Annotated in this window: 22 protein-coding genes; all 22 read left to right on the top strand. The window is 58.2% G+C overall.

Annotated elements, in window-relative coordinates:
- The first annotated feature begins 595 nt into the window (after window positions 1-595).
- The 22 genes from rpmH (at window position 596) to AC3B5Q_RS25805 (ending at window position 22,401) form a co-directional block, all read left to right on the top strand.
- Entirely contained in the window at window positions 596-730 is a 135-nt protein-coding gene (rpmH, locus tag AC3B5Q_RS25910) for a 50S ribosomal protein L34 (RefSeq protein WP_003253163.1), read from the top strand.
- A gap of 13 nt (window positions 731-743) precedes the next feature.
- Window positions 744-1,148 carry a ribonuclease P protein component gene (rnpA, locus tag AC3B5Q_RS25905; RefSeq protein ID WP_003253166.1) on the top strand — a complete coding sequence of 135 codons (405 nt, stop codon included), beginning with the start codon at window positions 744-746 and terminating at the stop codon, window positions 1,146-1,148.
- Window positions 1,141-1,386 (top strand): membrane protein insertion efficiency factor YidD, encoded by a 246-nt coding sequence (gene yidD / locus AC3B5Q_RS25900; RefSeq protein WP_003253169.1) that lies wholly within the window; start codon window positions 1,141-1,143, stop codon window positions 1,384-1,386. The genes rnpA and yidD overlap by 8 nt, the downstream gene beginning before the upstream one ends.
- Before the next feature lie 2 nt (window positions 1,387-1,388).
- Entirely contained in the window at window positions 1,389-3,071 is a 1,683-nt protein-coding gene (yidC, locus tag AC3B5Q_RS25895; RefSeq protein WP_021785314.1) for a membrane protein insertase YidC, read from the top strand.
- 87 nt (window positions 3,072-3,158) lie between these two features.
- Complete coding sequence (gene mnmE, locus AC3B5Q_RS25890; RefSeq protein WP_021785313.1) at window positions 3,159-4,529, top strand: tRNA uridine-5-carboxymethylaminomethyl(34) synthesis GTPase MnmE; 1,371 nt, start codon at window positions 3,159-3,161, stop codon at window positions 4,527-4,529.
- A 634-nt stretch (window positions 4,530-5,163) separates the two neighbouring features.
- On the top strand, window positions 5,164-7,056 hold the full coding sequence (gene mnmG, locus AC3B5Q_RS25885; protein ID WP_274119163.1) for a tRNA uridine-5-carboxymethylaminomethyl(34) synthesis enzyme MnmG: 1,893 nt from the start codon (window positions 5,164-5,166) through the stop codon (window positions 7,054-7,056).
- Complete coding sequence (rsmG, locus tag AC3B5Q_RS25880; RefSeq protein WP_021785311.1) at window positions 7,053-7,703, top strand: 16S rRNA (guanine(527)-N(7))-methyltransferase RsmG; 651 nt, start codon at window positions 7,053-7,055, stop codon at window positions 7,701-7,703. The genes mnmG and rsmG overlap by 4 nt, the downstream gene beginning before the upstream one ends.
- An 18-nt stretch (window positions 7,704-7,721) precedes the next feature.
- A complete protein-coding gene (locus AC3B5Q_RS25875) occupies window positions 7,722-8,513 on the top strand; it encodes a ParA family protein (RefSeq protein ID WP_003253182.1) in 792 nt (263 codons plus the stop codon).
- A 9-nt stretch (window positions 8,514-8,522) separates the two neighbouring features.
- Window positions 8,523-9,395: a ParB/RepB/Spo0J family partition protein gene (locus tag AC3B5Q_RS25870; RefSeq protein ID WP_003253185.1), complete on the top strand. Its 873-nt coding sequence runs from the start codon at window positions 8,523-8,525 to the stop codon at window positions 9,393-9,395.
- Window positions 9,396-9,544: 149 nt separating this feature from the next.
- Entirely contained in the window at window positions 9,545-9,952 is a 408-nt protein-coding gene (locus AC3B5Q_RS25865; RefSeq protein ID WP_008092225.1) for a F0F1 ATP synthase subunit I, read from the top strand.
- A 16-nt stretch (window positions 9,953-9,968) separates the two neighbouring features.
- Window positions 9,969-10,838: a F0F1 ATP synthase subunit A gene (gene atpB / locus AC3B5Q_RS25860; protein ID WP_003253188.1), complete on the top strand. Its 870-nt coding sequence runs from the start codon at window positions 9,969-9,971 to the stop codon at window positions 10,836-10,838.
- Between the two features lie 144 nt (window positions 10,839-10,982).
- The gene (gene atpE / locus AC3B5Q_RS25855) at window positions 10,983-11,240 is read left to right on the top strand and encodes a F0F1 ATP synthase subunit C (RefSeq protein WP_003097235.1); all 258 of its coding nucleotides are present in this window, start codon (window positions 10,983-10,985) and stop codon (window positions 11,238-11,240) included.
- A 56-nt stretch (window positions 11,241-11,296) separates the two neighbouring features.
- Window positions 11,297-11,767 carry a F0F1 ATP synthase subunit B gene (locus AC3B5Q_RS25850; RefSeq protein ID WP_010955888.1) on the top strand — a complete coding sequence of 157 codons (471 nt, stop codon included), beginning with the start codon at window positions 11,297-11,299 and terminating at the stop codon, window positions 11,765-11,767.
- 12 nt (window positions 11,768-11,779) lie between these two features.
- Window positions 11,780-12,316, top strand: coding sequence for a F0F1 ATP synthase subunit delta (locus AC3B5Q_RS25845; RefSeq protein ID WP_003253191.1), 537 nt, complete (start codon window positions 11,780-11,782; stop codon window positions 12,314-12,316).
- A gap of 21 nt (window positions 12,317-12,337) precedes the next feature.
- Complete coding sequence (atpA, locus tag AC3B5Q_RS25840; RefSeq protein ID WP_021785310.1) at window positions 12,338-13,882, top strand: F0F1 ATP synthase subunit alpha; 1,545 nt, start codon at window positions 12,338-12,340, stop codon at window positions 13,880-13,882.
- Between the two features lie 48 nt (window positions 13,883-13,930).
- A complete protein-coding gene (atpG, locus tag AC3B5Q_RS25835; RefSeq protein WP_003253195.1) occupies window positions 13,931-14,791 on the top strand; it encodes a F0F1 ATP synthase subunit gamma in 861 nt (286 codons plus the stop codon).
- Between the two features lie 27 nt (window positions 14,792-14,818).
- The gene (gene atpD, locus AC3B5Q_RS25830) at window positions 14,819-16,195 is read left to right on the top strand and encodes a F0F1 ATP synthase subunit beta (RefSeq protein ID WP_003253197.1); all 1,377 of its coding nucleotides are present in this window, start codon (window positions 14,819-14,821) and stop codon (window positions 16,193-16,195) included.
- A gap of 43 nt (window positions 16,196-16,238) precedes the next feature.
- Entirely contained in the window at window positions 16,239-16,658 is a 420-nt protein-coding gene (locus AC3B5Q_RS25825; RefSeq protein WP_021785309.1) for a F0F1 ATP synthase subunit epsilon, read from the top strand.
- Between the two features lie 118 nt (window positions 16,659-16,776).
- Window positions 16,777-18,144, top strand: a complete 1,368-nt coding sequence (gene glmU / locus AC3B5Q_RS25820; RefSeq protein WP_103469539.1) for a bifunctional UDP-N-acetylglucosamine diphosphorylase/glucosamine-1-phosphate N-acetyltransferase GlmU — start codon at window positions 16,777-16,779, stop codon at window positions 18,142-18,144.
- Between the two features lie 189 nt (window positions 18,145-18,333).
- Complete coding sequence (locus AC3B5Q_RS25815; RefSeq protein ID WP_003253204.1) at window positions 18,334-19,110, top strand: DeoR/GlpR family DNA-binding transcription regulator; 777 nt, start codon at window positions 18,334-18,336, stop codon at window positions 19,108-19,110.
- Between the two features lie 3 nt (window positions 19,111-19,113).
- Window positions 19,114-20,949: a glutamine--fructose-6-phosphate transaminase (isomerizing) gene (gene glmS, locus AC3B5Q_RS25810; RefSeq protein WP_103443620.1), complete on the top strand. Its 1,836-nt coding sequence runs from the start codon at window positions 19,114-19,116 to the stop codon at window positions 20,947-20,949.
- Between the two features lie 543 nt (window positions 20,950-21,492).
- Complete coding sequence (locus tag AC3B5Q_RS25805) at window positions 21,493-22,401, top strand: LysR substrate-binding domain-containing protein (RefSeq protein WP_010955855.1); 909 nt, start codon at window positions 21,493-21,495, stop codon at window positions 22,399-22,401.
- Window positions 22,402-22,406 lie beyond the last annotated feature (5 nt).

The raw sequence follows: 22,406 nt of genomic DNA, 5'->3' as shown, positions 1-22,406 counted from the left end.
GGATATCCCCTGAGTTTGAAAGCCGGATGAGGCAAAAACAAACCGCCATTGTACCGGTCGAGCGTTCACTTATCCACATGTGGACACGTTAGGAACCATGACAAAACAGCCATTTATCGACCAAAACGGCGCTCCAGCTCTGTGAATAAGGTCTGTGGGTAACCATGCCTGAGGTCTATGCACAACCCCAGGCACAAGCCTGTTGATAACTCACCTGTGGATAACATGCCTTTTCATCCACAGCTTTCTCTCACGATGGGAACAGCCGCAGCACCGGTTCAGAACAAAGTTGTAAAACTCTGTACAGCACGTATTTCATGGCCTAAGGATGGTTATCCACAGAAGGTTATCCACCTAAGATTTATAAGTTCTTCAGAAAAGCTTTTTATATGTCTCTTCTTTTTTTTCATGTTGTCCCCGATGCGGGTGTCCGATCAAGCACCCCTTTGGCACGATCCAGGAGGCACCGTCCATCACAAGCTCTATATGGAATGACTGGTTGGAAATTGACCTATGGGCTTGCTTTCTCTAGAATCGCCGGTCTCTTAAAAAGGGGGCCATCCCGGCCCGTCGTCGACAAACCAGGTAACACGCCATGAAACGTACTTTCCAACCAAGCACCATCAAGCGCGCCCGCACCCACGGTTTCCGTGCCCGTATGGCTACCAAGAACGGCCGTGCTGTTCTGTCGCGTCGTCGTGCCAAAGGCCGTAAGCGTCTGGCCATTTGATTTTTCGGCACAGGTGGTGAGTCAGGACTTCAGTCGGGAAAAGCGACTGCTTACACCCCGGCATTTCAAAGCGGTCTTCGACTCCCCAACCGGCAAGGTTCCAGGGAAAAACCTGCTGATCCTTGCTCGCGAGAACGGCCTCGATCACCCACGCCTTGGCTTGGTAATCGGCAAGAAGAGTGTCAAGCTCGCCGTTCAACGCAACCGCCTCAAGCGCTTGATGCGCGATTCCTTTCGTCTGAACCAGCAATTGCTTGCCGGCCTGGACATCGTGATCGTCGCGCGCAAGGGATTGGGTGAGATAGAAAACCCGGAATTGCACCAACACTTTGGCAAGCTCTGGAAACGCCTGGCGCGCAGCCGGCCGACACCAGCAGTAACCGCCAATTCCGCAGGGGTAGACAGCCAAGATGCGTAAACTGGCACTCGTTCCGATCCAGTTTTACCGTTATGCCATTAGTCCTCTGATGGCCAATCACTGTCGGTTTTTCCCCAGTTGCTCCTGTTACGCGTATGAAGCCATCGAAAACCATGGCATCTGGCGTGGTGGGTGGCTGGCCGTTCGTCGCCTGGGGCGTTGTCATCCGTGGAATGACGGCGGTTTCGACCCCGTTCCACCCGCTCCTTCCTCCCGAACTTCTTCGATAGCCGAGTAATCATGGATATTAAACGCACGATCCTGATCGCCGCGCTGGCAGTCGTGTCCTACGTCATGGTCCTGAAGTGGAACGATGACTACGGCCAGGCTGCCCTGCCGACTCAGAATACTGCTGCCAGCACTGTTGCTCCGGGCTTGCCCGATGGCGTGCCGGCCGGTAACAACGGTGCCAGCGCCGATGTACCGAGCGCCAACGCCGAATCGAGCCCTGCCGAACTGGCACCGGTCGCACTCAGCAAGGACCTGATCCGAGTCAAGACCGACGTTCTGGAACTGGCTATCGATCCGGTCGGTGGTGACATCGTTCAGCTGAACCTGCCGAAGTACCCGCGCCGTCAAGACCACCCGAACATTCCATTCCAGTTGTTCGACAACGGTGGTGAGCGTGTTTACCTGGCACAAAGCGGTCTGACCGGCACCGACGGTCCGGATGCCCGCGCCAGCGGCCGTCCCCTGTATGCCGCCGAACAGAAAAGCTACCAGCTGGCCGACGGCCAGGAACAACTGGTGGTAGACCTGAAGTTCAGTGACAACGGCGTCAACTACATCAAGCGTTTCAGCTTCAAGCGTGGTGAGTACGACCTGAATGTCAGCTATCTGATCGACAACCAGAGCAGCCAGGCGTGGAGCGGCAACATGTTTGCCCAGCTCAAGCGTGATGCCAGCGGCGATCCGTCCTCCAGCACTGCCACCGGTACCGCTACCTACCTGGGTGCCGCCCTGTGGACAGCTTCCGAGCCTTACAAAAAGGTCTCGATGAAGGACATGGACAAAGGTAGTTTGAAAGAAAATGTGTCCGGCGGCTGGGTTGCCTGGCTGCAGCACTACTTCGTGACCGCCTGGATTCCAGCCAAGTCGGACAACAACGTTGTCCAGACCCGCAAGGATAGCCAGGGCAACTACATCATCGGTTACACCGGCCCGGTTATCAGCGTACCGGCTGGCGGCAAGGTCGAAACCAGCGCCATGCTGTACGCCGGTCCGAAGATCCAGTCCAAGCTGAAAGAGTTGTCCCCAGGCCTGGAATTGACCGTCGACTATGGCTTCCTGTGGTTTATCGCCCAGCCGATCTTCTGGCTGCTGCAACATATCCACAGCCTGCTGGGTAACTGGGGCTGGTCGATCATCGTGCTGACCATGTTGATCAAAGGCCTGTTCTTCCCGCTGTCGGCTGCCAGCTACCGCTCCATGGCGCGTATGCGTGCCGTTGCACCTAAGCTCGCCGCACTCAAGGAACGCTTCGGTGACGATCGCCAGAAGATGTCCCAGGCGATGATGGAGCTTTACAAGAAAGAGAAGATCAACCCACTGGGCGGCTGCCTGCCGATCCTGGTGCAGATGCCGGTATTCCTGGCCCTGTACTGGGTATTGCTGGAAAGCGTGGAAATGCGCCAGGCCCCATGGATCCTGTGGATTACCGACCTGTCGATCAAGGATCCGTTCTTTATCCTGCCGATCATCATGGGCGCCACCATGTTCATCCAGCAGCGCCTGAACCCTACACCGCCGGATCCGATGCAGGCCAAGGTGATGAAAATGATGCCGATCATCTTCACCTTCTTCTTCCTGTGGTTCCCTGCCGGTCTGGTGCTGTACTGGGTTGTGAACAACTGCCTGTCGATTTCGCAGCAGTGGTACATCACTCGCCGTATCGAAGCAGCTACCAAAAAAGCTGCTGCTTGACGGGCTAATACGCTAGCCTGTGAATAAAAAACGCCCCCTAGTGGGGCGTTTTTGCTATCTGTCGTTTTGTCGTAGAGGCTTTCGAGCATGAACATTGTGCGTGAAACCATCGCCGCCATCGCCACGGCTCAGGGCCGTGGTGGTGTGGGTATTGTCAGGTTGTCCGGTCCTCTGGCTGCCAAGGCCGGCCAATTGATCACCGGCCGCACCCTGACCCCGCGGCATGCCCATTACGGCCCGTTCCGCGACGATGAGGGGCTGGTGCTGGACGAAGGGATTGCGCTGTTCTTTCCCGGGCCTAATTCATTCACTGGCGAGGACGTGCTGGAACTGCAGGGGCACGGTGGCCCGGTGGTTCTGGACATGCTGCTGCAGCGCTGTGTACAAGTCGGCTGTCGTCTGGCCCGTCCGGGCGAATTCAGCGAGCGCGCCTTCCTCAACGACAAGCTCGACCTGGCTCAGGCCGAAGCCATCGCCGATCTGATCGAGGCCAGTTCCAGCCAGGCAGCGCGAAACGCCTTGCGCTCGCTGCAAGGGGAATTCTCCAAGCGTGTGCACAGCCTTACCGAGGCGTTGATTGCCCTGCGTATTTACGTCGAGGCGGCGATCGATTTTCCTGAGGAAGAGATCGACTTCCTTGCCGATGGCCACGTGCTGTCGATGCTTGATGCTGTGCGCAGCGAGTTATCCACTGTGCAGCGCGAGGCCGGGCAGGGCGCCTTGCTGCGCGACGGCATGACGGTAGTCATTGCCGGTCGGCCGAATGCCGGTAAATCAAGTTTGCTGAACCAGCTGGCCGGACGGGAAGCAGCCATCGTCACGGACATCGCCGGCACCACGCGGGATATCTTGCGCGAACATATCCACATCGACGGCATGCCGCTGCACGTTGTCGATACTGCCGGTTTGCGCGATACCGATGACCATGTGGAAAAGATCGGTGTGGAACGCGCCCTGAAGGCCATTGGCGAGGCAGACCGTGTTCTGCTGGTGGTCGACTCCACTGCGCCCGAGGCCAGCGACCCGTTCGCTTTGTGGCCCGAGTTTCTTGACCAGCGACCCGACCCGGCAAAGGTCACTCTGATACGCAACAAGGCTGACCTGAGTGGGGAGCAGGTGGCGCTGGAGCAGTGCGATGACGGCCACGTGACGATCACCCTAAGCGCCAAGGGCGACGACACAGGGCTGCAACTGCTACGCGACCATCTGAAGGGCTGTATGGGTTACGAACAGACTGCAGAGAGTGGCTTCAGCGCCCGCCGGCGCCATCTGGATGCCTTGCGCCAGGCTAGCGAGCACCTGGAACACGGCCATGCACAATTGACCTTGGCGGGTGCAGGAGAGCTTCTGGCTGAGGACTTGCGTCAGGCACAGCATGCGCTGGGGGAAATCACAGGAGCATTCAGCTCGGATGACCTGCTTGGGCGGATTTTCTCCAGCTTCTGCATCGGCAAGTAATCCACAGCCAGGCAAGGTCAAGCGCCGCTCCTTAGGGAGCGGCTTTTTTTTGCCTGAAATTCATTGCAGAAGATGAGTGCAGGCCGATGACCCAAGCACCTGTGGGAGCGGGTGGGCCCCCGAACAGGCCCTTGCAAGCACTGATTCTCTGCGAATGTACCGGCCTTTTCACGGGCTCGCTCGCTCCCACATTGACCATGGCTGGTCGCCTGCGCGATGAATTTTTCTTACCCAGCGTGAAAACTGTGCTCAGGAGCCCTGTGGAAAACTCGCCTTCAGCTCAGTTGATAAGCAGCCTTTTTTTCTGAGGAAAAACCCCCTTGTGGGTAAATAGCTATTTAATCCACAGGCTAAAAGACGTTATCCATAGCCCTCATGGCACTCCAGCCACAGGGTTTAATTTCTCTCTACATTACGGAAATCGTGGGGTTCAAGACCTTATCCACAGAAAAGGCTGTGCATAAGAATAAACATAAAAACAAAGCTTTTTAAATTCTTCATCTTTGATTTCTGTTGTCTGCCACTCATCCACAGACTGGTCAAAATTTGCTCAGACGGTTTCTTTACTGGGGGTGAAGTCCCTATACTTGTCCGCTTACCTTCTCTATTCGCAAAAACAGGCACGAGGTGCGTGGTGGATTTCCCTTCCCGTTTTGACGTGATCGTCATCGGCGGCGGCCATGCCGGTACCGAGGCTGCGCTTGCGTCTGCACGCATGGGTGTAAAAACCCTGCTGCTGACCCATAACGTGGAAACCCTCGGTCACATGAGCTGCAACCCCGCCATCGGCGGTATTGGCAAAAGCCATCTGGTCAAAGAGATCGATGCGCTCGGCGGCGCCATGGCGCTGGCCACCGACAAGAGCGGCATCCAGTTCCGCGTTCTGAACAACCGCAAGGGCCCGGCCGTACGTGCCACCCGTGCACAAGCCGACCGCGCCATCTACAAGGCAGTGGTGCGTGAAATCCTGGAAAACCAGCCAAACCTGTGGATATTCCAGCAGTCCTGCGACGACCTGATCGTCGAGCAGGACCAGGTCAAAGGCGTGGTGACCCAGATGGGCCTGCGTTTCTTTGCCGAATCGGTGGTACTGACTACCGGTACCTTCCTCGGCGGCCTTATCCACATTGGTCTGCAAAACCATTCCGGTGGTCGCGCCGGTGATCCACCTTCGATTGCCCTGGCCCACCGCATGCGTGAACTTCCGCTGCGCGTCGGCCGCCTGAAAACCGGTACCCCGCCACGCATCGACGGCCGCTCTGTGGATTTCTCGGTAATGACCGAACAGCCAGGCGATACGCCGATCCCGGTGATGTCGTTCATGGGCAATGCCGAAATGCACCCGCGTCAGGTGAGCTGCTGGATTACCCACACCAATGCGCGCACCCACGAGATCATTGCCTCAAACCTCGACCGTTCACCGATGTACTCGGGCGTGATCGAAGGTGTCGGTCCGCGCTACTGTCCTTCGATCGAAGACAAGATCCACCGCTTCGCCGACAAGGAAAGCCACCAGGTGTTCATCGAGCCGGAAGGCTTGAACACCCATGAGTTGTATCCCAACGGTATTTCCACTTCGTTGCCGTTCGACGTGCAACTGGAGCTGGTCCGTTCGATCCGCGGCATGGAAAACGCCCACATCGTGCGCCCGGGCTATGCCATCGAATACGACTACTTCGATCCCCGTGACCTCAAGTACAGCCTCGAGACCAAAGTCATCGGCGGCCTGTTCTTCGCCGGGCAGATCAACGGCACCACCGGTTACGAAGAAGCCGGTGCCCAAGGTCTGTTGGCCGGGACCAACGCTGCACTGCGTGCGCAAGGTCGCGACAGCTGGTGCCCGCGCCGCGATGAAGCGTACATCGGTGTGCTGGTCGACGACCTGATCACTTTGGGTACTCAGGAGCCGTACCGCATGTTCACTTCGCGCGCCGAGTACCGCCTGATCCTGCGCGAAGACAACGCCGACCTTCGCCTGACCGAAAAGGGCCGTGAACTGGGCCTGATCGATGACCAGCGCTGGGCCGCGTTCTGCGCCAAGCGCGACGGTATCGAGCGTGAGGAACAGCGCCTGAAATCGACCTGGGTTCGGCCGAATACCGAGCAAGGCCAGGCCATTGTGGATAAGTTCGGCACTCCGCTGAGCCACGAGTACAGCTTGCTCAACCTGCTGGCGCGCCCCGAAATCGACTACGCCGGCCTGATCGAAGCGACTGGCGGTGACGTAATCGATTCACAGGTTGCCGAGCAGGTCGAGATCCGCACCAAGTACGCCGGCTACATCGACCGCCAGCAGGATGAAATTGCCCGACTGCGCGCCAGCGAAGACACACGCCTGCCTGTGGATATCGACTACACGACGATTTCCGGCCTGTCCAAGGAGATACAGGGCAAGCTGAGCCAGACCCGTCCGGAGACGCTGGGTCAGGCTTCGCGTATCCCGGGTGTGACCCCGGCGGCGATTTCCCTGTTGTTGATTCACTTGAAAAAACGCGGCGCTGGCCGCGAATTGGAGCAAAGCGCTTGAGTTCCCTGGTCACCCCTCAACACGCTGAAGAGTTGTCCACAGGTGCGCGCCAGCTTGGTGTCGAGCTGACTGCCGAGCAGCACGAGAAGCTGCTTGGCTACCTGGCTCTGTTGATCAAATGGAACAAAGCCTACAACCTGACTGCTGTGCGCGACCCGGACGAGATGGTTTCGCGTCATTTGCTCGACAGCCTTAGCGTCATGTCTTTTATCCACAACGACCGTGAAAACTGGCTGGATGTTGGCAGCGGCGGTGGCATGCCCGGCATCCCGCTGGCTATCCTGCATCCACACAAGCGCGTCACCGTGCTGGACGCCAATGGCAAGAAAACCCGTTTCCTGACACAGGTGAAAATGGAACTCAGGCTGGACAACCTCACGGTTATCCACAGCCGGGTCGAGGCCTTCCAGCCGGCACAACCGTTCGACGGAATCATCTCCCGCGCCTTCAGCAGCATGGAGAACTTCACCAACTGGACCCGCCACTTGGGCGACACCGGGACGCAATGGCTTGCAATGAAGGGGCTGCATCCTGCCGATGAACTGGTAGCATTGCCCGCAGACTTCACAGTGGAAAGCGAACAGGCCCTGACCGTTCCGGGTTGCCAGGGCCAGCGCCATCTGCTGATACTGCGCCGCAAGGCATGACTGGGAACACTCGCAACAATGGCTAAGGTATTCGCAATCGCGAACCAGAAAGGTGGTGTGGGCAAGACAACCACCTGTATCAATCTCGCCGCCTCGCTGGCTGCGACCAAGCGTCGTGTCCTGCTGATCGACCTCGATCCGCAGGGCAACGCCACCATGGGCAGCGGTGTGGACAAGCACGAGCTCGAGCACTCGGTCTACGACCTGCTGATCGGGGAGTGCGACTTGGCCCAGGCTATGCACTACTCCGAGCACGGAGGCTTCCAGTTGCTGCCCGCCAACCGTGATCTGACCGCCGCTGAGGTGGTGCTGCTGGAAATGCAGGTCAAGGAGAGCCGTCTGCGCAACGCGCTGGCGCCTATCCGCGATAACTACGACTACATCCTCATCGACTGCCCACCATCGCTGTCGATGCTCACGCTCAATGCGCTGGTCGCTTCCGATGGCGTAATTATCCCCATGCAGTGCGAGTATTACGCACTGGAAGGTCTCAGCGACCTTGTGGATAACATCAAGCGCATCGCCGCCCGGTTGAATCCGGAGTTGAAGATCGAGGGCCTGCTGCGGACCATGTACGATCCGCGCCTGAGCCTGAACAACGATGTTTCGGCGCAGTTGAAGGAGCACTTTGGCCCTCAGCTTTACGACACGGTCATTCCGCGCAACATTCGCTTGGCCGAGGCCCCCAGCTTCGGCATGCCAGCCCTTGCTTACGACAAGCAATCGCGGGGCGCGCTGGCTTACCTGGCCCTGGCTGGGGAACTGGTACGCCGTCAACGCCGTCCATCACGCACTGCACAAACAACTTAAGGAATCCGTATGGCCGTCAAGAAACGGGGTCTCGGACGTGGGTTGGATGCACTGCTCAGTGGTCCTTCCGTCAGCGCGCTCGAAGAGCAGGCTGTGAAGATCGACCAGAAAGAACTGCAACACCTGCCGGTCGAGCTGGTCCAGCGTGGCAAGTATCAACCTCGCCGTGACATGGACCCGGAGGCGCTGGAAGAGCTTGCGCACTCGATTCGCAACCATGGTGTGATGCAACCGATCGTGGTACGCCCGATTGGCGACAACCGATACGAGATCATCGCCGGTGAGCGCCGTTGGCGCGCCACCCAGCAGGCCGGCCTGGACACGATCCCGGCCATGGTCCGCGAAGTGCCCGACGAAGCCGCCATCGCCATGGCATTGATCGAGAACATCCAGCGCGAAGACCTCAACCCACTGGAAGAGGCCATGGCCCTGCAGCGCCTGCAACAGGAATTCGAGCTCACCCAGCAGCAGGTGGCTGACGCTGTGGGCAAGTCGCGGGTGACCGTGGCCAACCTGCTGCGCCTCATTACCCTGCCCGATGCGATCAAGACCATGCTCGCCCACGGTGACCTGGAGATGGGGCACGCCCGTGCATTGCTCGGCCTGGATGAAAATCGTCAGGAGGAGGGGGCGCGTCATGTTGTCGCACGTGGCCTCACCGTGCGCCAAACCGAGGCACTGGTTCGTCAGTGGCTCAGCGACAAGCCTGATCCGGTCGAACCGAGCAAACCTGATCCGGATATCGCACGGCTTGAACAGCGGCTCGCAGAGCGCCTGGGCTCGGCCGTACAGATTCGTCATGGCAACAAGGGCAAAGGCCAGTTGGTTATTCGTTACAACTCGCTTGACGAGTTGCAAGGCGTGCTCGCTCACATCCGCTGAAACAATTCCTTTTGTAGCGCGAAGTCGGAAATCACTACCGAAGAGTTGAATAGGGGTTAATCCACCCCTATACTCTGCGCGCATTTTGTCGGCACAAATTATGCCAAGTCATAGCTGACTTGTTGGTCGACTTCCGAGGAGCAGTTGTGATGGAAATACGCACGCCAAACCGCCTGCCTTTCCATCGCTGGGCGGTTTTTCCGGTACTGCTGGCTCAATTTGTCGTACTGCTGCTGGCAACCTTGGTGTTGTGGCAGTGGAAAGGGGCGGTCAGTGGATATTCAGGCCTTTGCGGAGGTTTGATTGCCTGGCTGCCCAATGTGTATTTCGCCTGGAAGGCTTTTCGCTTCAGCGGGGCTCGGGCGGCACAAGCTATCGTCAAGTCGTTTTACGCGGGCGAGGCAGGCAAGATGATTTTGACGGCAGTGCTTTTTGCACTGACCTTTGCAGGAGTGAAGCCACTGGCGCCGCTAGCAGTATTCGGCGTCTTCGTGTTGACCCTTTTGGTCAGCTGGTTCGCGCCCCTGCTGATGAATAAAAGACTTTCGAGACCTTAGGGCGTTTGAGGCAACCATGGCAGCAGAAACCGCTTCGGGCTATATCCAGCACCACTTGCAGAACCTGACCTACGGTCAACTACCAGACGGCAGCTGGGGCTTCGCCCATTCGGCTGCAGAAGCCAAGGCAATGGGCTTCTGGGCGTTCCACCTGGACACCCTGGGTTGGTCCGTCGCGCTGGGTCTGATCTTCCTGTTGATCTTCCGCATGGCGGCCAAGAAGGCGACTTCCGGCCAACCTGGCGGTCTGCAGAACTTCGTTGAAGTGATGGTCGACTTCGTCAATGGCAGCGTGAAGGATTCCTTCCACGGCCGTAGCCCGGTAATCGCACCGCTGGCGCTGACCATTTTCGTCTGGGTATTCCTGATGAACGCCGTCGACCTGGTACCGGTCGACTGGATTCCTCAGCTGGCCATCCTGATTTCCGGTGACCCGCACATTCCGTTCCGCGCCGTGTCGACCACCGACCCGAACGCGACCCTGGCAATGGCCTTCTGCGTCTTCGCCCTGATCATCTTCTACAGCATCAAGGTCAAGGGGCTGGGCGGCTTCATCGGTGAGCTGACCCTGCACCCGTTTGGCAGCAAGAATATCTTCGTGCAGATCCTGCTGATTCCTGTCAACTTCCTGCTGGAATTCGTCACCCTGATCGCCAAGCCGATCTCGTTGGCACTGCGTCTGTTCGGCAACATGTATGCTGGCGAGCTGGTGTTCATCCTGATCGCTGTAATGTTCGGCTCCGGCCTGCTGTGGCTCAGCGGCCTGGGTGTGGTGCTGCAATGGGCGTGGGCTGTGTTCCACATCCTGATCATCACCCTGCAAGCTTTCATCTTCATGATGCTGACCATCGTCTACCTGTCGATGGCTCACGAAGATAACCATTAAGACCGCCTGGCGTGTCTGATAGCCTTCCCTGCCTGTACGGGGGGAGGGCTTAAAAAGTCCGCAAGGGCATGCTGTACCAAACGATTTGTTTTACCGCTTCAAACTAAAAACCTAACCAATACGACGTAAAAGTCGGGAGGAAAGATGGAAACTGTAGTTGGTCTGACCGCTATCGCTGTTGCTCTGCTGATCGGCCTGGGTGCTCTGGGTACCGCCATTGGTTTCGGCCTGCTGGGTGGCAAGTTCCTGGAAGGCGCTGCTCGTCAGCCAGAAATGGTTCCGATGCTGCAGGTCAAAATGTTCATCGTTGCCGGTCTGCTCGACGCCGTAACCATGATCGGTGTTGGTATCGCTCTGTTCTTCACCTTCGCGAATCCGTTCGTTGGTCAGATCGCCGGCTAATCACTCGTCACCACGAGTTGATGGCTGTATGAATTAAGACCGAGCGAGGTGTTGGCGTGAACATTAATGCAACCCTGATTGGCCAATCCGTTGCTTTCCTGATTTTTGTACTCTTCTGCATGAAGTATGTATGGCCTCCGGTCATCACTGCCCTGCAAGAGCGCCAAAAGAAGATTGCCGACGGCTTGGACGCTGCCAACCGCGCAGCTCGCGACCTGGAGCTGGCCCAAGAGAAAGCGGGTCAGCAACTGCGTGAAGCTAAAGCACAGGCAGCCGAAATCATCGAGCAAAGCAAGAAACGCGCTGCTCAGCTTGTCGACGAAGCCCGTGAACAGGCTCGTGTCGAAGCTGACCGTGTGAAGGCTCAGGCTCTGGCCGAGATCGAACAGGAACTGAACAGCGCTAAAGACGCCCTGCGTGCCCAAGTGGGTGCTCTGGCCGTTGGTGGTGCTGAAAAGATCCTTGGCGCCACAATCGATCAAAACGCGCATGCGGAGCTGGTTAACAAACTGGCCGCTGAAATTTAAGCGAGGGCGATCATGGCAGAACTGACCACGTTGGCCCGACCTTACGCTAAGGCTGCCTTTGAGCATGCCCAGGCCCATCAGCAACTGGCCAATTGGTCAGCCATGCTCGGCCTGGCTGCTGCGGTGTCGCAAGACGACACCATGCAGCGCCTGCTCAAGGCCCCGCGACTGACGAGCGCAGAAAAGGCCGCCACGTTCATTGACGTGTGCGGTGACAAGTTCAATGCACAGGCACAGAATTTCATTCATGTTGCCGCGGAAAACGACCGTCTCCTGCTTCTGCCGGAGATTGCCGCCCTGTTCGACCTGTACAAGGCCGAGCAAGAGAAATCCGTGGACGTGGAAGTCACCAGTGCCTTCGCGTTGAACCAAGAACAGCAAGACAAACTCGCCAAGGTTCTCAGTGCACGGTTAGGCCAGGAAGTGCGCCTGCACGCGTCGGAGGATGCCAGCCTGATTGGCGGCGTCGTCATCCGCGCCGGTGACCTGGTAATCGATGGCTCTGTTCGCGGCAAAATCGCGAAACTGGCCGAAGCATTGAAATCTTGAGTTTGAAGGGGCAGCAGAGCAATGCAGCAACTCAATCCTTCCGAAATTAGTGAAATCATCAAGGGCCGCATCGATAACCTCGATGTGAGCTCCCAAGCCCGTAACGAAGGTACCGTTGTTTCGGTATCCGACGGTATCGTGCGGATCCACGGTCTGGCCGACGTCATGTACGGCGAAATGATCGAGTTCCCTGGTGGCGTCTACGGCATGGCCCTGAACCTGGAGCAAGACTCCGTAGGTGCAGTGATCCTGGGTGCATATGACACCCTCGCCGAAGGCATGAGCGCCAAGTGCACCGGCCGCATCCTGGAAGTTCCGGTTGGTAAGGAACTGCTGGGTCGCGTCGTCGACGCACTGGGCAACCCTATCGATGGCAAAGGTCCTCTGGGCAACACCGAGACCGACGCAGTCGAGAAAGTTGCTCCAGGCGTGATCTGGCGTAAGTCGGTAGACCAGCCTGTACAGACTGGTTACAAATCCGTCGACGCCATGATCCCTGTCGGCCGTGGCCAGCGTGAGCTGATCATTGGCGACCGTCAGATCGGCAAGACCGCCATGGCCATCGACGCCATCATCAACCAGAAAGACTCCGGTATTTTCTGTGTTTATGTTGCTGTAGGTCAGAAGCGTTCCACCGTTGCCAACATCGTTCGCAAGCTGGAAGAAAACGGCGCCCTGGCCAACACCATCGTGGTTGTTGCCAGTGCTTCGGAATCCGCCGCACTGCAATTCCTGGCGCCATACGCCGGTTGCACCATGGGCGAGTTCTTCCGCGACCGCGGTGAAGACGCACTGATCGTTTACGATGACCTGTCCAAGCAGGCCGTTGCCTACCGTCAGATCTCCCTGCTGCTGCGCCGTCCACCAGGACGCGAAGCATACCCAGGCGACGTGTTCTATCTCCACTCCCGTCTGCTGGAGCGTGCATCGCGCGTTTCGGAAGAGTACGTCGAGAAGTTCACCAACGGTGCTGTCACTGGCAAAACCGGTTCCCTGACCGCTCTGCCGATCATCGAAACCCAGGCTGGCGACGTTTCTGCGTTCGTTCCGACCAACGTGATTTCCATCACCGACGGTCAGATCTTCCTGGAATCGGCCATGTTCAACTCGGGCATCCGCCCTGCAGTGAACGCCGGTGTTTCGGTATCCCGTGTAGGTGGTGCCGCTCAGACCAAGATCATCAAGAAGCTGTCCGGTGGTATTCGTACCGCTCTGGCTCAGTACCGTGAACTGGCTGCATTCGCCCAGTTCGCGTCCGATCTGGACGAAGCGACCCGCAAGCAGCTGGAGCATGGTCAGCGCGTTACCGAGCTGATGAAGCAGAAGCAGTACGCGCCGATGTCCATTGCGGACATGGCTCTGTCGCTGTACGCCGCTGAGCGTGGCTTCCTGACCGACGTAGAGGTCTCCAAGATCGGCAGCTTCGAGCAAGCACTGATCGCCTTCTTCAACCGTGATCACGCTGAACTGATGGCGAAGATCAACGTGAAGGGTGACTTCAACGACGAAATCGACGCAGGCCTGAAAGCCGGTATCGAGAAGTTCAAGGCCACCCAGACCTGGTAAGCCGCAGCGGGGGCTTAGGCCCCCGCTTGCTAACCTGATAGGTGATACATGGCAGGCGCAAAAGAGATTCGCAGTAAGATTGCGAGCATCAAAAGCACGCAAAAAATTACCAGCGCCATGGAGAAAGTGGCGGTCAGCAAGATGCGCAAGGCACAAATGCGCATGGCTGCTAGCCGTCCTTACGCGGAACGTATCCGCCAGGTGATCGGTCATCTGGCCAACGCCAACCCGGAATACCGCCACCCGTTCATGATCGAGCGCCCTGTAAAGCGCGCCGGTTATATCGTGGTGAGCAGTGACCGTGGTCTGTGCGGTGGCTTGAACACCAACCTGTTCAAGGCCCTGGTCAAGGACATGAGCGCAAACCGCGAACAGGGCGTGGAAATCGACCTGTGCGTGATCGGCAGCAAGGGTGCGACTTTCTTCCGCATCTTTGGCGGCAACGTCGTAGCAGCGATCAGCCATTTGGGCGAAGAGCCATCGATCAACGATCTGATCGGCTCCGTCAAAGTGATGCTGGACGCCTACCTGGACGGCCGTATCGATCGCCTCTCGGTGGTTTCGAACAAGTTCATCAATACCATGACCCAGAAGCCGACGGTCGAGCAATTGGTACCGTTGGTGGCAACCCCGGATCAGGATCTCAAGCATCACTGGGACTACCTGTACGAACCCGACGCAAAAGAGCTGCTGGACGGCTTGATGGTGCGTTACGTGGAGTCGCAGGTATACCAGGCGGTGGTCGAGAACAACGCTGCTGAACAAGCGGCCCGGATGATCGCCATGAAGAACGCCACAGACAACGCCGGTGATTTGATCAAAGAGCTTCAGTTGATCTACAACAAGGCGCGTCAGGCTGCGATCACCCAGGAGATCTCGGAAATCGTCGGCGGCGCTGCCGCGGTTTAACGGTTCACATATTCAGAGGATCCAGCTATGAGTAGCGGACGTATCGTTCAAATCATCGGCGCCGTCATCGACGTGGAATTCCCACGCGACGTCGTGCCGAGTGTATACAACGCGCTTAAAGTACAAGGCGCGGAAACCACCCTGGAAGTTCAGCAGCAGCTGGGCGACGGCGTGGTTCGTACCATTGCGATGGGCTCGACCGAAGGCCTGAAGCGCGGTCTGGATGTCGTCGACACCGGCGCTGCCATTTCCGTTCCAGTTGGTAAGGCCACCCTGGGCCGTATCATGGACGTACTGGGCAACCCGATCGACGAAGCCGGCCCGATCGGCGAAGAAGAGCGTCGCGGTATCCACCAGCCAGCGCCTTCGTTCGCTGACCAGGCAGGCGGCAACGACCTGCTGGAAACCGGCATCAAGGTTATCGACCTGGTTTGCCCGTTCGCCAAGGGTGGTAAGGTTGGTCTGTTCGGTGGTGCCGGTGTCGGCAAGACCGTAAACATGATGGAACTGATCCGTAACATCGCCATGGAACACAGCGGTTACTCCGTGTTCGCTGGTGTGGGTGAGCGTACTCGTGAGGGTAACGACTTCTACCACGAGATGAAGGACTCCAACGTTCTCGACAAGGTAGCGCTGGTCTACGGTCAGATGAACGAGCCACCAGGAAACCGTCTGCGTGTAGCGCTGACCGGCCTGACCATGGCTGAGAAGTTCCGTGACGAAGGTAACGACGTTCTGCTGTTCGTCGACAACATCTATCGTTACACCCTGGCCGGTACCGAAGTATCCGCACTGCTGGGCCGTATGCCTTCGGCAGTAGGTTACCAGCCGACCCTGGCTGAAGAGATGGGCGTTCTGCAAGAGCGCATCACCTCCACCAAGGAAGGTTCGATCACCTCGGTACAGGCCGTATATGTACCTGCGGACGACTTGACCGACCCGTCGCCAGCGACCACCTTCGCCCACTTGGACGCCACCGTCGTTCTGTCTCGTGACATCGCCTCCCTGGGTATCTACCCAGCGGTCGACCCACTGGACTCGACTTCGCGCCAGCTGGACCCGAACGTGATCGGCAACGAGCACTACGAGACCGCTCGTGGCGTTCAGTATGTTCTGCAGCGCTACAAAGAGCTGAAGGACATCATTGCGATCCTGGGTATGGACGAACTGTCCGAAGCCGACAAGCAACTGGTAGCCCGCGCTCGTAAGATCCAGCGCTTCCTGTCGCAGCCGTTCTTCGTGGCAGAAGTCTTCACCGGTTCGCCAGGCAAGTACGTTTCCCTGAAAGACACCATCGCTGGCTTCAGCGGCATCCTCAAAGGTGACTACGACCACCTGCCAGAACAAGCGTTCTACATGGTCGGCAGCATCGACGAAGCGATCGAGAAAGCCAAGAAACTGTAATTCCTGCGCCCCGCAAGGGGCGCTATCAGGTTGAGGCAAGCAGATGGCTATGACAGTCCATTGCGATATCGTCAGCGCGGAAGGAGAGATCTTCTCCGGCCTGGTCGAGATGGTGGTTGCGCACGGTAACCTGGGTGATCTTGGTATCGCTCCAGGCCATGCGCCGCTGATCACCAATCTCAAGCCTGGTCCGATCACGCTGACCAAGCAGGGTGGCGCACAAGAGGTGTTCTACATCTCTGGTGGTTTCCTCGAGGTTCAGCCGAACATGGTCAAGGTGCTTGCCGATACCGTGCAACGTGCTACAGACCTGGATGAAGCTCAGGCTCAGGAGGCCCTCAAGGCCGCCGAGAACGCCCTGAATCTGAAAGGCGCGGACTTCGACTACAGTGCCGCCGCCGCACGTCTGGCCGAGGCCGCAGCTCAGCTGCGTACCGTCCAGCAAATGCGCAGAGGCAAGTAATCGGCCAAGGCTGATAACTGCTGTGCGATTGAGTAAAAGGGTAGCCTCGGCTACCCTTTTTCTTTTTCTGTTTTCTCCCCACGGTCTTTCACTGACCGCCCAGGATTGGTAGCCAGTAATGTCACTCGATATCGTTATTCTCGCCGCCGGCCAAGGCACCCGCATGCGCTCGGCGCTGCCCAAAGTGTTGCACCCGGTAGCTGGCAATTCCATGCTCGGCCATGTTATCCACAGCGCGCGCCAACTTCAGCCGCAAGGTATTCATGTGGTCATTGGCCATGGTGCCGAACTGGTTCGCGAGCGCCTGGCCGCTGACGACCTGAATTTCGTGATGCAGGATAAACAGCTGGGTACCGGTCATGCTGTTGCGCAGGCACTGCCGGCGCTGACCGCTGACACTGTGCTGGTGTTATACGGCGACGTGCCGTTGATCGAAGTGGAGACCCTGCAGCGTCTGTTGGCGAAGGCCAACGATCAGCAACTGGGACTGCTTACCGTCACCCTCGATGATCCGACCGGCTATGGCCGGATCGTGCGTGACGTGCAGGGCAAGGTAACTGCCATCGTTGAGCACAAGGACGCCAACGACGCGCAAAAAGCGATCAAGGAAGGCAACACCGGAATTCTGGCACTGCCAGCCGCGCGCCTTGCCGACTGGATGGGCCGCCTGTCGAACAACAACGCTCAGGGCGAGTATTACCTGACCGATGTAATTGCCATGGCAGTGGCCGATGGCTTGGTGGTGGCAACTGAACAGCCGCACGACCCTATGGAAGTGCAGGGCGCCAACGACCGCCGCCAGCTGTCCGAGCTGGAGCGTCACTACCAGTTGCGTGAAGGCCGCCGTCTGATGGCTCAGGGGGTTACCCTGCGTGACCCGGCACGCTTCGATGTTCGTGGTGAAGTAAGCGTTGGTCGTGACGTGCTGATCGACATCAACGTGATTCTCGAAGGCAAGGTGGTCATCGAAGACGATGTGCAGATCGGCCCTAACTGCGTGATCAAGAACACGACCCTGCGCAAAGGCGCGGTGGTCAAGGCCAATAGCCACCTCGAAGGCGCCGTGATGGGAGAAGGCAGCGATGCAGGCCCGTTTGCTCGCCTGCGCCCGGGCAGCGTACTGGACGCCAAGGCCCATGTGGGTAACTTCGTTGAACTGAAAAACGCCCACCTGGGTGAAGGGGCCAAGGCTGGTCACCTGACCTACCTGGGTGATGCCGAAATCGGTGCGCGCACCAATATCGGCGCCGGCACCATCACCTGCAACTACGATGGCGCCAACAAGTTCAAGACCGTGATGGGTGAAGACGTGTTCATCGGTTCGAACAACTCGCTGGTGGCGCCTGTGGAAATCAAAGCCGGCGCGACCACCGCAGCCGGCTCGACCATCACCCAGGTTGTAGAAGCCGGTGACCTGGCTGTAGCTCGTGCACGCCAGCGCAACATTTCGGGCTGGAAGCGCCCTGAGAAGATCAAGAAGAGCTGAGTTATTCACAGCCGTTTCGATCGAAAGCCGACTTATGTGAATAAGTCGGCTTTTTTATTGGCGCTGCCGCGCATAAAGGACCGCGTCAAAGCAGAGGCAAACTATCCACAGGTCAACGACAGCTTGACGGATCGCTCGTCTTAGGTTTTGATTGCAACCATTAACTTTCGAATCGAAACTTAAACGCACATGTCGAAACGAAACACACCACAACGGCGACACAATATTCTGGCTTTGCTCAGCGAGCAGGGCGAGGTAAGTGTGGACGCGTTGGCCAAGCGTTTCGCCACCTCGGAAGTGACTATTCGCAAAGACCTTGCCGCCTTGGAAACCAACGGCTTGTTGTTACGCCGCTACGGTGGTGCGGTGCCGGTGCCGCAAGAGTTGCTCGGTGAACCGGCACAACCCGTCTCTTCTTATAAAAAGGCCATTGCGCGTGCCGCCGTAGGGCGAATCCGTGAACATGCGCGCATTATCATCGACAGCGGCAGTACCACGGCGGCAATGATCCCCGAGCTGGGGCGCCAGCCAGGCCTGGTGGTGATGACCAATTCGCTCAATGTGGCCCGTGCAATCTGCGACCTCGAACACGAGCCGGTGCTGCTGATGACCGGTGGCACCTGGGACCCGCATTCTGAATCGTTCCAGGGCCAGGTCGCGGAGCAGGTACTGCGCTCCTACGATTTCGACCAATTATTCATCGGTGCCGACGGCATCGACCTCGGCCGGGGTACCACTACCTTCAACGAACTGCTTGGGCTGAGCCGGGTCATGGCCGAAGTTGCCCGTGAAGTGATCGTGATGGTCGAGTCGGACAAGGTGGGGCGCAAGATCCCTAACCTCGAGCTGCCCTGGGGCAGCGTACACACCCTTATTACAGATGAACGCCTGCCAGCAGCAGCGCGCGAACAAATTCAAGCCCGCGGCATCAACCTGATCTGCGCCGCGATCAGCCAGGAGCAATAAAACATGTGTGGAATCGTTGGTGCTGTCGCCGAGCGTAATATCACAGCCATCCTGATCGAAGGCCTCAAGCGTCTTGAATACCGCGGTTACGACAGCGCCGGTTTGGCTGTACTCACCCAGACCGGTGAACTGCAGCGCCGCCGCCGCATCGGCAAGGTCAGCGAGCTGGAGGTTGCTGTTGCTGATGAGCCGTTGGCAGGCCAGTTGGGTATTGCCCACACCCGTTGGGCTACCCACGGCGCGCCGACTGAAGGCAACGCCCACCCGCACTTCTCGGGCAATGACGTGGCCGTGGTGCACAACGGCATCATCGAAAACCACGAAGAGCTGCGCGAAGAGCTGAAGGGGCTGGGCTATGTCTTCACTTCGCAGACCGATACCGAAGTCATCGTCCACCTGATCCACCACACCTTGAAGAGCATTCCAGACCTGACCGACGCCCTGAAGGCGGCGGTGAAGCGCCTGCATGGTGCTTACGGCCTGGCGCTGATCAGTGCCAAGCAGCCGGACCGCCTGGTCGCCGCACGCAGTGGCAGCCCGCTGGTAATCGGCCTGGGCCTTGGCGAGAACTTCCTGGCGTCCGACCAGCTGGCGCTGCGTCAGGTTACTGACCGCTTCATGTACCTGGAAGAAGGCGACATCGCTGAAATCCGCCGTGATCAGGTCTCTATCTGGGACCAGCAGGGCAACAAGGTCCAGCGCGAAACCGTGCAGTATCACGAAGGTGCCGAGGCTGCTGACAAGGGCGCTTACCGCCACTTCATGCTCAAGGAAATTCACGAGCAGCCAAGCGTTGTTCAGCGCACGCTTGAAGGCCGCCTGGGCAAGGACAACGTGCTGGTCCAGGCCTTTGGCCCGCAAGCTGCCGACCTGTTTGCCAAGGTGCGCAACGTGCAGATCGTTGCCTGTGGCACCAGCTACCACGCCGGTATGGTTGCGCGTTACTGGCTGGAAAGCCTGGCCGGCATCCCTTGCCAGGTAGAAGTGGCCAGCGAGTTCCGTTACCGCAAGGTGGTGGTGCAGCCGGATACTCTGTTCGTCTCCATCTCGCAGTCCGGCGAAACCGCCGATACCTTGGCCGCACTGCGCAACGCCAAGGAGTTGGGTTTCCTGGGCAGCCTGGCGATCTGCAACGTGGGTATCAGCTCGCTGGTACGCGAGTCGGACTTGACCCTGCTGACCTTGGCCGGCCCTGAAATTGGCGTGGCTTCGACCAAAGCGTTCACCACCCAGCTGGTTTCGCTGATGCTGCTGACCCTGGCCCTTGGTCAGGTGCGCGGTACGCTGGAAGCCGGTGTCGAAGCTGAGCTGGTTGAAGAGCTGCGTCGACTGCCAACCCGCCTGGGCGAAGCCCTGGCCATGGATGCCACTGTCGAGAAAATTGCCGAGCTGTTCGCCGACAAGCACCATACCCTGTTCCTCGGCCGCGGCGCGCAGTACCCGGTGGCGATGGAAGGTGCTCTCAAGCTTAAAGAAATCTCCTACATCCACGCCGAAGCTTACCCAGCAGGCGAGTTGAAGCACGGCCCGCTGGCTCTGGTGGACAACGACATGCCGGTGGTTACCGTTGCACCGAACAACGAACTGCTGGAGAAGCTGAAGTCCAACCTGCAGGAAGTGCGTGCCCGTGGTGGCGAGCTGGTAGTGTTCGCCGACGAGCACGCTGGCATGACCAATGGCGAAGGCACCCACGTGATCAAGGTGCCGCACATTGCCGATGCCCTGGCGCCAATCCTGTACACCATTCCGCTGCAATTGCTGTCTTATTACGTGGCCGTGCTCAAGGGGACCGACGTTGACCAGCCTCGTAATCTGGCCAAGTCGGTGACTGTCGAGTAATGGGTAGTCAGGTGTTGATCAACTTGGTTTCGTTGAATTAAAACAGTCGTCGAACAATTAAAACTGTCGCCGGTAGAGGGGAAGCGCTCGTTTCCCTTCATCGGACGGTTTCAACCGTCTCCCTCGCGTCCCGTCTCCCCCTTGGTCTGGCGTTCGCCTATGCCCCTTCCAATTCAGACTGATGAACCTTTTCTGTCATTACATGAGAAGGAATTTGCTGCTCTCCTGGGCTGATCCCAAGGCAGCAACCTTCGAAATCCTGGCCCCAAGCCATGTGATCAAGAGCTCCGAGTTCCGCATGCTCGCTGCTGAACTCGGGTGACCAGGGTGCTATGGCTTCATCGGCTTGTTCACTGTCACACAATGCACGCCGCGTTCAATGTCATTAAAAGTGATTGGGATATTGCCTATTCAGGGAACGAATATCTTTCTGCAAATGTGCAGTATAGTGAACCGGTTGCTTCGTTCTGCCCTGAATGCGTTAGGGAGGAAACCGCCACTCCAGTGAGCGGATGATAATAAAAATGAGTGGAACCCCTGCCTGTGAAAATCCAGCCTCTTCCGCCGCTCAACAGTCTTCATGCGTTTGAGTCTGCGGCACGCCACTTGAGCTTTACCCTTGCCGCCAAGGAATTGAATGTTACCCAGGGTGCAATTAGCCGTCAGGTTCGCCTTCTTGAGGACTACCTGGGCAAGGCACTATTCACCCGTACCACCCGTAGCATGTCCCTGACCCCCACCGGCGCGCAGTATTACGAAACGGTGCGTGAATGCATGCTTCACCTGGCCCGCGCCACCGGCGATATACGCCAGTGGCAAGGCAACCAACAAGTCACCGTTGCCACCAGTACCGCCATGGCGTCGCTGTGGTTACTGCCCAAGGTGTCGGAATTCCAGAGTGCCCATGAAAACATCGACCTGCGGATCATCGCCCACGATCATGTGAAGGATTACGCCAGGCTCGACAGCGACCTGGCGCTTTACTACTGCAACCCACCGCCCAAGGACATGGCTGTCACGCCGCTGTTCTCGGAAGAAATCTTCCTGGTGTGCAGCCCGGCCTATCTGGCCAGGCATCCGCAACTGAGCAGCATCGAAGGGTTGTCGTCGTGTACCTGGCTCTGGCTTGAAGACTCCCAGCGCGACTGGGTAGGTTGGCCCGAATGGTTCAAGCGCCTGGGATACGAGCCCATGACCCCCAAGCATCGCGTCAATATCAACAGCTACGGTATGCTGATCCAGTCGGCGATCAGTGGCCAGGGCGTGGCCCTGGCCTGGGGCAACCTGGTGGACGATGCGTTGAGCACCGGTGCGCTGGTCAAGCCCAACGATGTGGTACTCCAGACCGACGCCAAGTTCTGCCTGCTGGAGTCGTCCACCGAGCGTGGTCCTCGTGAAAGCGTGCGGCTGTTCCGGGACTGGTTGATGGCCCTGCCTTCGGTGCAGAAATAGCCTGC

The sequence above is a fragment of the Pseudomonas sp. D5(2026) genome, assembly GCF_057766845.1.
The sequence above is the reverse complement of the archived record's forward strand: the minus strand, read 5'-3'. Positions and strand labels throughout refer to the sequence as shown.